The sequence below is a fragment of the Thiohalocapsa sp. genome (assembly GCF_022340605.1).
GTDB lineage: Bacteria > Pseudomonadota > Gammaproteobacteria > Chromatiales > Chromatiaceae > Thiohalocapsa.
Genome location: NZ_JAJDNQ010000120.1, coordinates 17,617 through 31,416 on the forward strand (window position 1 = coordinate 17,617; position 13,800 = coordinate 31,416).

General features: G+C 70.0%; 13 protein-coding genes. 8 read left to right on the forward strand and 5 right to left on the reverse strand.

What is annotated here, in order from left to right; translation table 11 throughout:
- Position 1 precedes the first annotated feature (1 nt).
- Positions 2-1,978 (reverse strand): tetratricopeptide repeat protein, encoded by a 1,977-nt coding sequence (locus LJE69_RS15510; protein ID WP_296926731.1) that lies wholly within the window; start codon positions 1,976-1,978, stop codon positions 2-4.
- 362 nt (positions 1,979-2,340) lie between these two features.
- Here LJE69_RS15510 and atpD point away from each other — a divergent pair, with 362 nt between their 5' ends.
- From atpD to LJE69_RS15550, 8 genes are all read left to right on the forward strand, one after another.
- Positions 2,341-3,750, forward strand: coding sequence for a F0F1 ATP synthase subunit beta (gene atpD / locus LJE69_RS15515; RefSeq protein WP_296926734.1), 1,410 nt, complete (start codon positions 2,341-2,343; stop codon positions 3,748-3,750).
- Positions 3,747-4,166 carry a F0F1 ATP synthase subunit epsilon gene (locus LJE69_RS15520; RefSeq protein WP_296926736.1) on the forward strand — a complete coding sequence of 140 codons (420 nt, stop codon included), beginning with the start codon at positions 3,747-3,749 and terminating at the stop codon, positions 4,164-4,166. Before atpD ends, LJE69_RS15520 begins: the two co-directional genes overlap by 4 nt.
- The gene (locus LJE69_RS15525; RefSeq protein ID WP_296926738.1) at positions 4,163-4,447 is read left to right on the forward strand and encodes an AtpZ/AtpI family protein; all 285 of its coding nucleotides are present in this window, start codon (positions 4,163-4,165) and stop codon (positions 4,445-4,447) included. The genes LJE69_RS15520 and LJE69_RS15525 overlap by 4 nt, the downstream gene beginning before the upstream one ends.
- A gap of 180 nt (positions 4,448-4,627) precedes the next feature.
- Entirely contained in the window at positions 4,628-5,344 is a 717-nt protein-coding gene (locus LJE69_RS15530) for a F0F1 ATP synthase subunit A (RefSeq protein ID WP_296926740.1), read from the forward strand.
- Between the two features lie 5 nt (positions 5,345-5,349).
- Positions 5,350-5,607 (forward strand): ATP synthase F0 subunit C, encoded by a 258-nt coding sequence (gene atpE, locus LJE69_RS15535; RefSeq protein WP_367114689.1) that lies wholly within the window; start codon positions 5,350-5,352, stop codon positions 5,605-5,607.
- 19 nt (positions 5,608-5,626) lie between these two features.
- Positions 5,627-6,370, forward strand: coding sequence for a F0F1 ATP synthase subunit delta (locus LJE69_RS15540; RefSeq protein ID WP_296926744.1), 744 nt, complete (start codon positions 5,627-5,629; stop codon positions 6,368-6,370).
- Positions 6,367-8,016, forward strand: coding sequence for a F0F1 ATP synthase subunit alpha (locus LJE69_RS15545; protein WP_296926746.1), 1,650 nt, complete (start codon positions 6,367-6,369; stop codon positions 8,014-8,016). Before LJE69_RS15540 ends, LJE69_RS15545 begins: the two co-directional genes overlap by 4 nt.
- Positions 8,000-8,866: a F0F1 ATP synthase subunit gamma gene (locus tag LJE69_RS15550; RefSeq protein ID WP_296926748.1), complete on the forward strand. Its 867-nt coding sequence runs from the start codon at positions 8,000-8,002 to the stop codon at positions 8,864-8,866. The genes LJE69_RS15545 and LJE69_RS15550 overlap by 17 nt, the downstream gene beginning before the upstream one ends.
- 165 nt (positions 8,867-9,031) lie before the next feature.
- On the opposite strand, the gene LJE69_RS15555 is transcribed toward LJE69_RS15550, so the two are convergent.
- The 4 genes from LJE69_RS15555 to pmbA form a co-directional block, all read right to left on the reverse strand.
- Entirely contained in the window at positions 9,032-10,996 is a 1,965-nt protein-coding gene (locus LJE69_RS15555) for a PAS domain-containing protein (protein ID WP_296926751.1), read from the reverse strand.
- A gap of 314 nt (positions 10,997-11,310) precedes the next feature.
- Positions 11,311-11,631 (reverse strand): hypothetical protein, encoded by a 321-nt coding sequence (locus LJE69_RS15560; protein ID WP_296926753.1) that lies wholly within the window; start codon positions 11,629-11,631, stop codon positions 11,311-11,313.
- A gap of 49 nt (positions 11,632-11,680) precedes the next feature.
- The gene (locus LJE69_RS15565; protein ID WP_296926755.1) at positions 11,681-11,950 is read right to left on the reverse strand and encodes a hypothetical protein; all 270 of its coding nucleotides are present in this window, start codon (positions 11,948-11,950) and stop codon (positions 11,681-11,683) included.
- A 4-nt stretch (positions 11,951-11,954) separates the two neighbouring features.
- Positions 11,955-13,304 carry a metalloprotease PmbA gene (gene pmbA / locus LJE69_RS15570; protein ID WP_296926757.1) on the reverse strand — a complete coding sequence of 450 codons (1,350 nt, stop codon included), beginning with the start codon at positions 13,302-13,304 and terminating at the stop codon, positions 11,955-11,957.
- Positions 13,305-13,800: the final 496 nt, after the last annotated feature.

Consider the following 13,800-nt stretch of genomic DNA (forward strand, 5'->3'; position numbering starts at 1 on the left):
GTCACTGGATGCCGCTGCCGCTGCCGCGGGAAACATGCTCTTTGATCAATTCCGTCATGAAGCTGGGGTCGCGGGCGAGTCGGCCGGCCGTGAGTTGGTAGTGGGCGAGACGCCGTCTCTCGTCGTCGTCGGCCACCACTGATTGCACCACGTCGAGCAGGCCGCGCGCTGCCTCGGCATCACCGCGGGCCGCGTGCAGCAGCGCCGTGGTCCCGAACAGCGCGATCAGGTGCTGGACGTGCAGCCGCTCGAAGGCGTCGATCTCGGGCAGCAGGGCCTCGGCCCCCGCCACGTCGCCTTCGTCGATGAGCAGGCGGGCCAGGGTGCAGCGGGCGAACAGATAGTCGGGGTCGACGTCGAGTGCCTGGCGCAACAGCGCCTTCGCCTCACGCCGCCGGCCTGCTACATCGAGGATACCGCCCAGGTTGGCAAGGACGGCGGGCTGCGCCGGCGCCCGGGTCAGGATCGCGCGCAGGCCCTGCTCGGCTTCTTCGTTGCGGCCATCCGCGAACGCCGCGAAGGCGTCCTGAAACATGCGCTCGAGATCCGGCGAGAGACCCGTCGGTTCGGGTTCCCGGTGGACTTCGATGCCGAGCCCGCGGGCCTGCGTCAGCCGGGAGCCGTGCCAATAGTCGAGGTACTCGTCGCCGGCGGCGAGGCCCGACGCCCGCAGGCTCGTCAACATCGACATCCGCAGGTCGTCGGTGCCGATTGGCAGCCGCGCGAAGCGGCGCAGCAGATCGGCCGCGGCCGGGTCTTGATGCGCCTTGCACCGGTACGAGAGCAGCACCACGATGAGCCTGCGCAGCGGGTCGGTGCCGCACAGGTAGACGGCCTCCAGGTATTCGTCGGCCACCTCCAGTGCGTCCATGACCTGTTCCATCCCGTGCGGCTCGTCCCGGAATCGGTTCAGCAGCACCGGCGGCAGGGCCATCCGGGGCTGGAGCAGCGCCGGCCAGGCGGCGGCCGGATTGTCCCGTGATCCCGCCAGGTTCTCCGCCGCCAGCGTCAGCCCCGGAAACCGGTCCTCCACGGCCTGCCATAGCGCGCGGGCCTCTTCGTGCCGACCCAGCCGGGCGATGGCGCAGCCGGCGGCATGGGCGACCTGCGCGCGGGTCGGGTCGTCGATGCCTTCCCACCAGTCAGTGCCGGTCGTGCGCTCGTAGAACGCCAGGGCCGCGTCGGGCCGGTCCAGCAGCAGCAGCGTCACCAGGGGCGGCAGCGCATCGTCCGCGCGTCGGGGCGTCGCCGCGACCATGCGCTCCGCCAGGTCCTCGGACATCGCCCGGTCGCCCCGATAGAGCCGAATGCTCGACAGCCAGGCCAGCGCGTAGAGGTTGTCGGGGTCGCGCTGCCAGCAGCCGTCGAAGACGGCCAGCGCCTCGTCGATGCGGTTTAGATAGAAGAGCACCGAGCCGCGGTTGTTGCAGGCCGAGGTGAACTCCAGGCCCTCCAGCCAGACCAGGGCCTCGTCGAAGCACTGGCCCTGCATATGCAGACGGGTGATATCGAGCCGGATCATCGCCGCTTCGTCCGCGTGGCCACCCTCCGGCAGGGAAGCAAACTCCGCCTTGGTCGCCTCCGGCAGCGGAAAGCCGCGTGTCTCGCCGCCAAGGGCGCGGATGCGCGCAGCCGTGCGGTCGGCGAGAAACAAGTACACGCCCCGAACCGCATGGGCGAGCAGCGCCTGCTGGGCCGGCAGGCTGTTGGGCCGGCGCTCGGCCCAGTCGAAGGCAGCAACGGCGGCGGCCGCCTCGTCCCCCGTCTCATGCAGGGCCTCCACCAGCAGGCGGCGCAGGCCGCCGTGGCCCGGGAACCGTGCGACCAGCGGCCGCAAGCGCTGCACTGCGCCGGCGGCATCTCCAGCCTCCAGCAACCGCTCGACGGCACGCAGTTGAGACGCCTCGGGCTGCGGCCTCGTCTTTGGCGCGGATCTGGACTTGCCGGACTTGGCGGACTTGGCGGACTTCTTCGACATGGCGGCTCGAACGCTCGGTGCACAAAGGCCCATGATCCTCGTTTTCGACTGGACAGCACAGCCCCCGCGCCCCGGCTTCGCTCCTTGCCCCAGGGCGCGACCTCATCCACCGCAGACCGGGCGACCGAGGCGCCTTGGTTGTTGATCGGGCGCTTCGCAACCTGGGCGCTCCAGGCGCCGGACGGCAGCATCCGCGGCCGAGCCGGCTGGAGTCGGTTGCTGCGCGGGCTATGGTTTGAAGAGTGGCTGATACCCGTGCGACCGGCGCAGACTGCCGTCCGGTCTGAGCTCGTCCACCCGGCGGAGACCCGCCAGAGGAGAACCGTGCAGCGCTGGCAACACCGTTCGCGTGACATGTGCCCATGAACGTCCAATCCGTCGGCGCCGATTCGCTTCCCCAGGGCTGGACCCACGTCGGCCATATCGACGAGGTGCACGGACCCGTGGTGGTGATCACCTGCCACCACCTGCCGCCGCTGCGCCAGGCGCTGGTGGCACGGGTGGATGACGAAACCTACTGGCTGGAGGTGCACCAGCACCTGGACCGCCAGCGGGTGCGTGCGGTGACCCTGCACCGCACCGCCGGGCTCACCCGCGGCATGGCGCTGTACGACACGGGCGCACCGGTGCAGGTGCCGGTGGGCGCGGCCTGTCTCGGCCGCGCGCTCAACATGTTCGGCGAGCCGCTGGACGGCGAGCCGGCGCCGGACGCCGAGGGCTACCGCGACATCCGCGGCACCGCCGTCGCGCTGGCGGATGCGGTGCCGCCGCACGAGGTGCTGGAGACCGGCATCAAGGTGATCGACCTGCTCTGCCCCTTCGTGCGGGGCGGCCGCACGGGGCTGTTCGGCGGCGCCGGCGTCGGCAAGACGGTGCTGGTGATGGAGCTGATGCACGCCGTGGTGGCGCTGCATAAGGGCGTGTCGGTGTTCGCGGGCGTCGGCGAGCGCATCCGCGAGGGCCACGAGCTCTGGCACGAGCTGCGCGACACCGGCGTCATGGCCAAGACGATGCTGATCTTCGGCGAGATGGACGAGTCCCCGGGCGTGCGCTTCCGCGTCGTGCACACGGCCGTGACCTATGCCGAGTACCTGCGCGACACCCTGGGCACCGAGGTGCTGTTTCTGGTGGACAACGTGTTCCGCTTCGTGCAGGCCGGCAGTGAGATCTCCAGCCTGCTCGGGCGCATGCCCGCGGCGGTGGGCTACCAGCCGACGCTGGACACCGAGGTGGCGGAGATCGAGGACCGCATCAACTCCACGCGTCTGGGCGCCATCACCTCGGTGCAGGCGGTGTACGTGCCGGCGGACGACATGACCGACCCGGCCGTGACGGCGATCCTGGGCCACCTGGACAGCACCGTGGTGCTGTCCCGCGACCAGGCCGGCAAGGGCATCTACCCGGCCGTGGACCCGCTCGCCTCCAGCAGCAAGCTGATGGACCGCCACGTGCTCGGCGACCGGCACTACGACGTCGCCGAGGGCGTGCGCGAGCACCTCGCCCGCTACCGGGAGCTGGAAGAGGTCATCGCCATGCTCGGCATCGCCGAGCTGTCGCCGCGCGACCGCCTCATCGTGCTGCGCGCGCGCAAGCTGCAGCGCTATCTCACCCAGCCGCTGCACGTCATCACCGCCCAGAGCGGCATCGAGGGCGTCGCGGTGCCGCTGGAGATGACCCTTGCGGACTGCGAGGCCTTCCTGCGCGGCGACCACGACGACACCCCGGAGGAAGACTGCTACATGCGCGGCGCGATGGCCGCGGCGCCGGCATGAGCGGTTTCACGCTGCACCTCCAGGACGCGCTGAGCTACACGCGTGTGGATGGCGTGCAGTCCTTCGTCGGCGTCGACCCGAGCGGCAGCTTCGGCCTGCTGCCTGGCCACGCGCGCTTCATGACCTCGCTCAAGTTCGGTTTGGCCCGCTTTCGCGGCGCCGACGATGCCTGGGAGTACCTGGCCTTGCCCGGCGCGCTGGTGCACTTCGTCGACAACGAGCTGTTCCTGAGCACCCGGCGGCTGTTCCGCGGCCCGGACTACGCACAGGTGGACATGCTGCTGCGCACCCGGCTCGCCGCCGAGGAACAGGAGCTCGCGGCCATGCACGAGAGCCTGAAGCGCCTGGAGCGGGAGATGCTCAAGCGCCTGCACCGGCTGAGCCGCCTGGGACCGATGCCGGAGGCCATGCCATGACGCCGACCCGCGATGACGAGCACCTTGAGCGCAGCGTCGAGCGCGACGCCGAGCGTATCCGCAAGGCCCGGGCCGAGCGCGAGCACCTGCTGGTGCAGACCATCTATCTCACCACGCTGGGCCTGGTGTTCGTGCTGCCGGTGGTGGCGGGTGCCTACCTCGGGCACTGGCTGGACGGGCTGAGCCCCGGCTATTCCATGCGCTGGACGCTCAGCCTGTTGTTCGCCGGCATCGTCATCGGTGCCGTGAACGTCTACTTTCTGGTCCGCGGCCGTGGCTAGTGTTCGGCCTTGGAATTGTCGATACCGTTCGCTGTCCGGCGCGAGCGAGTGTCACCCTGGAGGGCGACACGGACTTCCACCCAAGTCGGGCTTCGCTATCGCTCAGCCCGACCTACGGCGCTCAGCCCGACCTGCGGCGCTGTTGGCTGGCCCGCGGCCAGGGTGGGGGAGCGGCTAGCCATGGAACCTGATGCGATGTTCGCCCAGACCCTGTTCCGGCTCGGGCCGGTGGTGATCCGCGACACCGTGGCGACCACGTGGCTCTTGATGCTGCTGCTCTGGGGCGGTGCCTGGCTCGTGAGCCGGCACATGCTGACGCGGCCGGGGCTGGTGCAGACGGCCGTGGAGGGTGCGGTCACGGCCATGGAGGATGCGGTGCGCCAAGCCCTGCCGCATCACGCCGAGATGGTGATGCCCTTCGTGATGACGCTGTGGACCTTCCTGGTGGCGGCGAACCTGGTGGGCCTGATCCCGGGGCTGCACTCGCCGACGCGGGACCTGTCTGCCACCGCGGCGCTGGCCGTGCTGGTGTTCCTGTCGGTGCACTGGTTCGGCATCCGCGCCGTCGGGCTCAAGGATTACCTGCGCCATTACCTGTCGCCGACGCCGATTCTGCTGCCCTTTCACATCATCAGCGAGATCACCCGCTCCCTGGCGCTCGCGGTGCGCCTGTTCGGCAACATGATGAGCCTGGAACTGGTGGCGCTGCTGCTGGTCTGGGTCGGCGGCCTGCTGGTGCCCATCCCGATCCTGATGCTGCACATCATCGAGGCGCTGGTGCAGGCGTACATCTTCGGCATGTTGGCCCTGGTCTACATCGCCGGTGCCATTCAGACCGGGGCGCTGGCCGAGCGGCCCGGCCCAGACACGGAACAAGACGCGGAGCCACAACCATGACCGATATGACTTGGATCGTAATCGCCTCCACCGTCGCCGCCGCGCTCGCCATCGCGCTCGGCGTGATGATGCCGGCGCTGGCCATGGGCCACGCCATCGCCCAGGCGCTGGAGTCCCTGGCGCGGCAGCCGGAGTCGGAGCGCGCCATCATGCGCACGCTCTTCATCGGCCTCGCGATGATCGAGTCCCTGGCCATCTACTGCCTGGTGATCGTGCTGATCGTGCTGTTCCGCAATCCGCTGCTGGAATACGTGCTCAAGTAGGCCAGGAGAGGGCATCGCCATGGAGCTCGACTGGTCCACCTTCCTGCTGGAAATCGTCAATTTTCTGATCCTGATCTGGATCCTGAAGCATTTCCTGTACCGGCCGGTGCGCGCGTCCATCGAGGCGCGGCGCGAGCGGGTGGCGGCGGCGCTGGAGCAGGCGGAGGCGGCTCGCGCCGAGGCGGAGCAGGCCCGCGCCGGCCTGGAGGCGCAGCGCGAGGCGCTGGCGCAGGAGCGCGGCGAGGCCCGCGCCGGGCTGGAGCGCGAGCTGGCCGCCGAGCGCGAGCGCCGCCTGACGGCGCTCGCCGAGGAGCTCGAGCGCGAGCGCGAGAAGGCGCAAGCGCTGGCCGAGCGCGAGCGCACCGAGACCGAGCGCCGCACCCAGGAGGCGGCGCTGGCGCTGGCCGGACGCTTCGCGGGCCGGCTGCTGGGCGCGATCGCCAGCCCGGAGCTGGAGGCGCAGCTCATCGATCTGGTGATCGACCAGTTGCCGGATCTCCCCGAGCAGCGCCGCGAGGACCTCGCCACCGCCGTTGCTCACAATGATGCGGCCGAGGTGCAGGTGCAGAGCGCCTATCCCGTGACGGAATACCGCCGGCAGGCGCTCGCCGACGCGTTGCGGCAGGCCGCCGGGCAGGACGTAGCCTGTAGCTTCAGCCTGGAGCCGGCGTTGATCGCCGGGCTCAGCATCGACGCCGGGGCCCTGCTGCTCGGCGCGAATCTGCGCGATGAGTTGCGGTTCTTTGCGGAGGCGGGGCAATGAGCGGGGCCAGCGCAACCGTCCCGGCGGTCATCGCGGCGGGGACGCCGCTCCCACTGGGCGCGGCCGCGGCCGACCTGCCGTTCGCGCGCACCTCGGGCTGGCTTCAGGACTATGCTCTGGCGCTGCGCGTCACCGAGCAGGGCAGCGTGGTGTCGGTGGGCGACGGCATTGCCTGGATCAGCGGGCTGCCATCGGCGGCCGTCGACGAGGTGCTGTACTTCGGCGACGGCAGCCGGGGCATCGTCTTCGACCTGGAGCGCGACCTGGTGGGGGCGGTGCTGCTGCATCAGACGCAGGCGCTCACCGCAAGCACGACGGCCTACCGCGGGCACCGGCAGGTGAGCGTGCCGGCCGGCGACGCCCTGCTCGGCCGGGTGGTGGACCCGCTGGGTGCGCCGCTGGACGCACAGCCGCCGCCGCAGCCCGCCGATCCGCAGCCGCTGGATGCCCCATCGCCGCCGATGATCCGCCGACGCTTCGTCAGTGAGCCGCTGTTCACCGGCATCAAGATCATCGACGGGCTGATCCCGGTGGGCCGCGGCCAGCGCCAGCTCATCGTCGGCGACAAAGGGCTCGGCCGCAGCGCGCTCGCCATCGACGCCGTGCTCGCTCAGGCCGACAGCGGCGTGCGCTGCGTCTACGTGATGATCGGGCAGAAGCGCTCCTCCGTCGTCGGCACCATCGACCTGCTGCGCGACCACGGCGCGCTGGACTACACCACCGTCGTCGTCGGCGAGGCCAGCGCCCTGCCGGGCTTGAAGCACCTGGCGCCCTTCGCCGGCTGTGCCATCGCCGAATACTGGATGGCCCGCGGCATCGACACCTTGGTGGTCTACGACGACCTCAGCGCCCACGCTCAGGCGTATCGGGAGCTGTCGCTGCTGCTGCGCCGCCCGCCCGGGCGCGAGGCATACCCTGGGGACATCTTCTTCCTGCACGCCAAGCTCCTGGAGCGCGCCACGCGCCTGGCCGAGGACGCCGGCGGTGGCAGCCAGACTGCCATCGCCATCGTCGAGACCCGGCTCGGCGAGATCGCGTCCTACATCCCCACCAACCTGATCTCCATCAGCGACGGCCAGATCTACCTGGACCGGGACCTATTCTCCGCCGGCTTCCTGCCCGCCATCGACATCGCCCGCTCGGTGTCGCGCATCGGCGGCAAGGCGCAGCCGGCGGCCATCAAGCGCGAGGCCGGTCGCACCAAACTGGACTACCTGCAATTCCTGGAGCTGGAGGTCTTCACCCGCTTCGGCGCACGGCTGGAGGCCGGCATGGAGCAGCGCCTCAAGCGCGGCGCCGTGCTGCGCGAGCTGTTGCGCCAGGACCGGCTCGACCCGCTGCCCATCCGCGTCCAACTCGCCCTGCTGATCGCCTACAACGCCGGGCTGCTGGACGAGCTGACCAAGGCGCAGGTGCCGGCGGCCGAGAAGCGGCTGCGGCAGGCGGTGGCGGCGAGCCCGCTGACCATGAGCGACACGCGGGAGGCCTGGCTCGCGGCCATCGCGGGTTGGCTTGAGGTCGAGCCTGCTGCTGAGCCTGGCGGCCGCTCTGGCGGCGAGTCCGGCGCCGACTTCGGCGCTGCGTCGAGCGCTGAATCGGACGGCGGGGAGCGCCCAGCGGAGGCCGCGGATGAGCCGGCGGCATGACATCGAGGCGCGGCTGGAAGGGCTTGCCGACATCGACCGCATCATGCGCTCGATGAAGAACCTCTCCTATCTGGAGACGCGCAAGCTCGCCCGCTTCATGGACGCCCAGCGCCGGGTCATGGCCAGCGTCGAGGCCGCGGCCAGAGACTTCCTGGCGCATCATCCGGCGTTGCTCGGTGCGCTCGCCGGCCCGGCCGCCGACGCGCACACCTGTTGGCTCCTGATCGGCGCCGAGCGCGGCTTCTGCGGCGATTTCAACGAGGCGGTGCGGCACGCGCTGGACGCGGCTGCGGGTGCCGAGCCGCGGCGCGTCTCGCTGATCGCCATCGGCAGCCGCCTGGCGCTCCCGCTGGAGCAGGACCCGCGCCTCATCGCGACCGTGCCGGGCGCCAGCACCGCCGAGGAGGTGGGCGCGGTGCTGGCGCGCATCATCGACACCCTGGACGACATCGCCGCCTGCCGCCACGCGGTGCGACTGAAGGTGCTGCACTGGGACGACGACGCGGACGCCGTGCGGGCGGTGTCGCTGCTGCCGCCGTTTCAGGACACGGTGGTGGGGGAGGCCGCTCCGGCGCCGCCGAAGCACGCCTATCCGCCGCTGCTGAACCTGCGGCCGGCCGAGTTCTTGGAGCGGCTCGTGGACCACACCCTGCTCGCCGCCCTGCAGGCGCTGCTCTACAGCTCCCTGATGGCCGAGCACCAGCACCGGCTGCGGCATCTCGACGGCGCGCTGAACCGCATCGAGGAGCGCACCCGCACCCTGACGCTGCGCCGCAATCTCTGGCGCCAGGAGGAGATCACCGAGGAGATCGAGCTGATCCTGCTCAACCGCCCGGCGGCGGGGCACTGAACGCCGACCTGTGGGAGCGCCGTCCTCGGTGCCACTGGACGCTCGTCGCGCCGGGGACGGCGCTCCCACGGCCGCGGGGCTGGCGATCAGACGCGCCGTGGCCGAGACCCGGGGGGGCGCGACGACGGAGCGCAGGGCCGAGGTGCGGCCCGTGTCAGCCCGCCGTCACTGTCCGTGATGGGCGCGTATCGCCTTGATCAGGGCTTCCGGCGGTCCGCCCTTGGTCAGGTAGGCCGCGGCGCCGGCGTCGCGCATGGCGTCGGCGACGTCCTGGTCGATGTGCATGGACAGGCCGATGACCGTCACGCCCGGGTCTATGGCCAGCACGCGTCGGGTGGCCTCGATGCCGTCGATACCGGCACCGAGGTTGACGTCCATGACGATGACATCGGGCTCCAGGTCCACGGCCAGTTCGATGGCACGTGCACCGTTGGCGGCCTCGCCGATCACATCGATATCGGGCTCGGCTCGCAGCAGTCCGGCCAGCCCTTCGCGCACGATCTGGTGATCGTCGACGATGAGAACGCGGCAACGCTGCCGCCGCCGACGGATGTGCAAGGTCTTTGCCCCGCGCCAGCCCGTGGTCGCCCCGACAACTGCCGGCGGTGCCGGTCCTTCGGCCAGGGGGACCAAGAGGGTCACCTGCGTTCCCCGCCCTGGCGCGCTCTCGATGTCCATGCGGCCACCGAGGTGGGCGATGCGTTCCTGAATGCTGAAGAGACCGAAGCTCATCTCTTCCGGGCGCAGCCGCTTCAGGCCGTCGGGATCGAAGCCGCTGCCGGCGTCGGCGACGCTGAGGCGGATTTCCACGGGAGAGCGTCTGGCGAGTGTCAACTGGGCGTGGTCGACACCGGCGTGCTTGACGATGTTGAGGAGCAGCTCGCGCGCGCACTCGAACAGCAGGAAGCGCACCTCGTCCCCGGCCGGCTCCGCGGCGGCTTCAGCATGCAGCTGGACCGCCAGCCCGTGCTGCTCGCGCATGCGGGTGCCGAGCCAGTTGAGGCCGCCGATGAGCCCGCTCTCGTACAGCACTGGCGGGCTCAGCTCCACGGTCAGCGAGCGCGAGGCGTCGAGCGCCTCTTGCAGCACCTCGCCGACGCTTTGTGCCGCCGCCTGGATGCCCGCCGTGTCCGTGGTTCGGGTCAGCCGCTTCAACTGGATCTGCGCCGCCACGATGAGCTGCTGGATGTGGTCGTGCAGGATGGTGGCGAGGCGCTTTCGCTCCCGCTGCTCGGTGCGGGTCAGGCGGATGGTCAGCCCGCGCAACTGCTCCGCCTGCCGGTGGACCTCGGTGGTGCGCTCGGCGACCCGATGTTCCAGCGTTCGGTTCAGCTCCGCGAGGGTCTCCTCGGTCGCCTTGCGATCGGTGATGTCGAGGTGCACGCCCGCGACGCGCAGCCGCGAGTTGTCGGCATCCCGGGCGTAGACGCGCCAGCGGTCGAGGATCCAGCGCCAGCTGCCGTCGGCGTGGCGCATGCGGTACTCCGTGTCCAGCTCGCTGATGCGGCCGGCAATGCCGTCGGCGACGACGGCCTGCATACGCGCGCGATCATCCGGGTGGATCAGCTCCGACCACTGCGCCAGCGTCATTTCACTGGCCCGAGACAGGCCAAGCTGGCTCAGGTAGCGGTCATCGACATGTCCTTCGCCCGTCACCAGATCGACCTCGTAAAGGCCGAGATTGCCGGCCTCCAGCGCCACCTCCAGCCGGGCGCGGGCGGCGCGCAGATCGGCCTGGGTGCGCAGGTAGTCGGTGACGTCCAGCACCGTGGCAATGACACCCTGCGCGGGATCGTCCGGACAGACCAGGGCCACGCTCAGGGCCACGTCCAGCACCCGCCCATCCTTGCGCCTGAGCTGGGCGTCCATGCGTGCCATGCCCTTCTCGGCGAGCTGCGGGTAGATGATCTTGCCGATGGCCTCAAAAGCGGCGTCGGACGGGTGCAGTATCCGCAACGACTGCCCGATCAGCTCCTCCCGCGCATAGCCGGTCATCTCGCAGAGCCGGTCATTGACCTTTAGCAGCGTGCGATCGACCGAGTACCCGACGCCCACTGGCGAGGCGTGAAACAAGACCTCCGCGCCCGGCGTCGCGGCGACGGCGAAGGACTCGATGGCAGCGTCGGGCAACGCGGCCGCCGGGTCGACGTCTGTCCGGGATTCGGAAGCGCGTGCCCGCGGCGCGCATGGGTCCAGGTTCCGTCTGTCGGGTTGGCTTCTCATAGCTCACGTCCGGCCGACTGAGCGAACGCAAAATTTACGCTATCGCTAACCCGACCTACGATCCGCTCGTGTTCGGCCTTGCGAGCGATACTTACACGGTCTCCCTGCATGTCAGGTCCGAGGTTGGCGCCGGGTTCGAGCGCATGATCGGGTCTCGTGCATGCGTCGCCTTGGCTGACCAAGGCGACAATCACGACTCGTCGGTCCAAGGCCAAGCCTCGCTAGGGCAGGACGGGAATGTAGACGAACGCCCGCGGCACGTTGGCGCCTTGGATCTCGATGGCCTGGGGCTCGTAGAAGTCGCCGAGATTGACCGTCTCGCCCGCGGCGTAGGTGCCCAGCGTGATCTCGTTGCCGGTGACGCGGTAGGTGCCGTTGCCGGGCGGCATCTCCAGCAGGATGCGGCACGGGGAGATGGCGCACCTGCCGGTGTCGCCGGGCTTGACGGTGACGGTGATAGCACCGAACGGAAAGCGTTCCGTGCCGCCGCCGCCGCAACCGCCGACGAGCGCGAGTGCGCCCAGCAGCGTCGTGATGGCCAACAGCCGGCCCGGGGTGCCGCGGCGTGGACACGGCAGATGCATGTGCCTGTCAGACACCGCGCACCGCCCGGTCCATGCGCGCTTTGGCCTTCTGCCAAGCGGCGTCGCCGACACCTCGCGCAACCGCCTGCTCCATGAGGCCGTAGGCCAGCGCACGTGCCGCGGTGTCCATGTCCTTGAGCTTGGTGAGCTTGAACAGCCAGCCGGCGCGTTCGTATTCGAGGGTGTTGACCAGGGCATAGAGCGTCAGGGCATTGGCGGATTCGGGGGCGGCCTCGACCATCGCTACGGCGCGCGCCAGGACCTCGGTGGCGGTCATCCTGTCATTCCCCGGCGATGGTCATGTGGTCGATGAGCCATGAGCCGGTGGTGATGCTGCTCGGGAAGTCGCAGTCGTTGCCCACCGCGAGGAGGCCGCGGAACATGTCGTTGAGGTTGCCGGCAATCGTGATCTCTTCCACCGGGTATTGGATCTCGCCGTGCTCCACCCAGAAACCGGCGGCACCGCGCGAGTAGTCGCCGGTGATCATCTTCACGCCCTGACCCATCAGCGAGGTCACGAAGAGTCCGCGGTCCAGGCGCCGGATCATGGCGTCGCGGTCGTCGCTGCCGAGACCGATGCTCAGGTTGCGCGCGCCGCCGGCGTTGCCGGTGGTCTTCAGACCGAGGCGACAAGCCGAATATTGGTCCAGGAGCCAGGTCTGGAGGACACCGCCGGTCACCAGATCCTTCGCCGTCGTCGCGACGCCGTCGCCGTCGAAGGGCGCGCTGGCTAGTCCGCGGCGACGGTGCGGCTCCTCGTAAATGCGCACGAAGTCCGGAAAGATCTGTTCGTGGAGCTTGTCCAGCAAGAAGCTGGTCTGCCGGTACAGGTTGCCGCCGCTGATAGCGCCGGCGAGGCTCCGCAGCAGGCCCGTGGCCACGTCGGCGCGGAACAGCACCGGCACCTCGCAGGTGCTCAGGCGCCGGGCGTTGAGGCGGCCGACGGTGCGCTCGGCGGCGCGGCGGCCGACCGATGCCGCGTCCTCCAGATCCTCCGGCGCACGGGCGCTGGTCCACCAGTAGTCGCGCTGCATGGAGTCGCCTTCCTTGGCGACCACGGCGCAGCTCAGCTCGTGGCGGGTGCCGGGATAGCCGCCGACGAAGCCGTTGCTGTTGCCGTACACCGACAGCCCGGCCGTGGTGCTGAGGCTCGCGCCCTCAGAGTTGACGATGCGCGCGTCGGCGGCGCGGGCGGCGTCCTCGCAGGCGATGGCGATGTCTACCGCCCGGTCCACGGCGATGTCCCAGGGATGATTGAGATCCAGGTCCGGCACCTCCGTGGCCATCAGCTCGGCCGGGGCGAGGCCGGCGCAGCGGTCCTCCTGGGTGTGGTTGGCGATGCTGCATGCTTGGCGGACCGTGTCGCGCACGGCGCCGAGGCTGAGGTCGGAGGTGCTCGCCGAGCCCTTGCGGTGGCCGAAGTAGACGCTGATGCCGAGGCCGTGGTCGCGAGTGTGCTCGACGGTCTCCACCTCGCCGAGGCGCACCGAGAGGTCGAGACCGGTGCTGCTGCTCACGACCGCCTCCGCCGCCGAGGCGCCGCAGCGCTTCGCCTCCTTGAGCAGGTCGTCGATGGTCTGTTCGAGCCGCGCGAGCTGTTCCGCGGTGTCTGCCGTGGACAGGTTGGACATGATGGGTACTGGTTTCCTTCTTGCTTATCGGGTTGGGCGAGATTGTGGGGGGTGCGGGGCCGGTTGCAAACCGCTATCGCGCCTTCCGCGCCCGATCGGCGTGGCGGATCGCCAAACTTTCTGCCGCCTCAGCGCGGGGCCAGCCTGCCGCGGTCGGCGGGCGGGCGCGCACGCGAGACGCATTTCCCGGGGCACGCGGGGATGCCGTACACTTCCGATTTCGCCCGCGGGCGTCAGCAGCCGCCTTCCCGCGGGAAAGGAGCCTCGGGCCAGCCCATGCCCATCGAGCACGCCTTCGACGTCCCCTTCGTCGCCCCTTCGGGCATTTGACGCGCATGGCGATCTGGCATCTGCGCGCGGATCTCGGGGCGCCTTACTCCGCTCTGCTCTATGAGCGCTTCCTTGGCCGCCCGTTCGCGGGCCATCGCGACTCCATCAGCGAGCTGGTCGGCAACACCGTCGAGAATGCCATCGAAGACGTGATGAGCCGAAATGG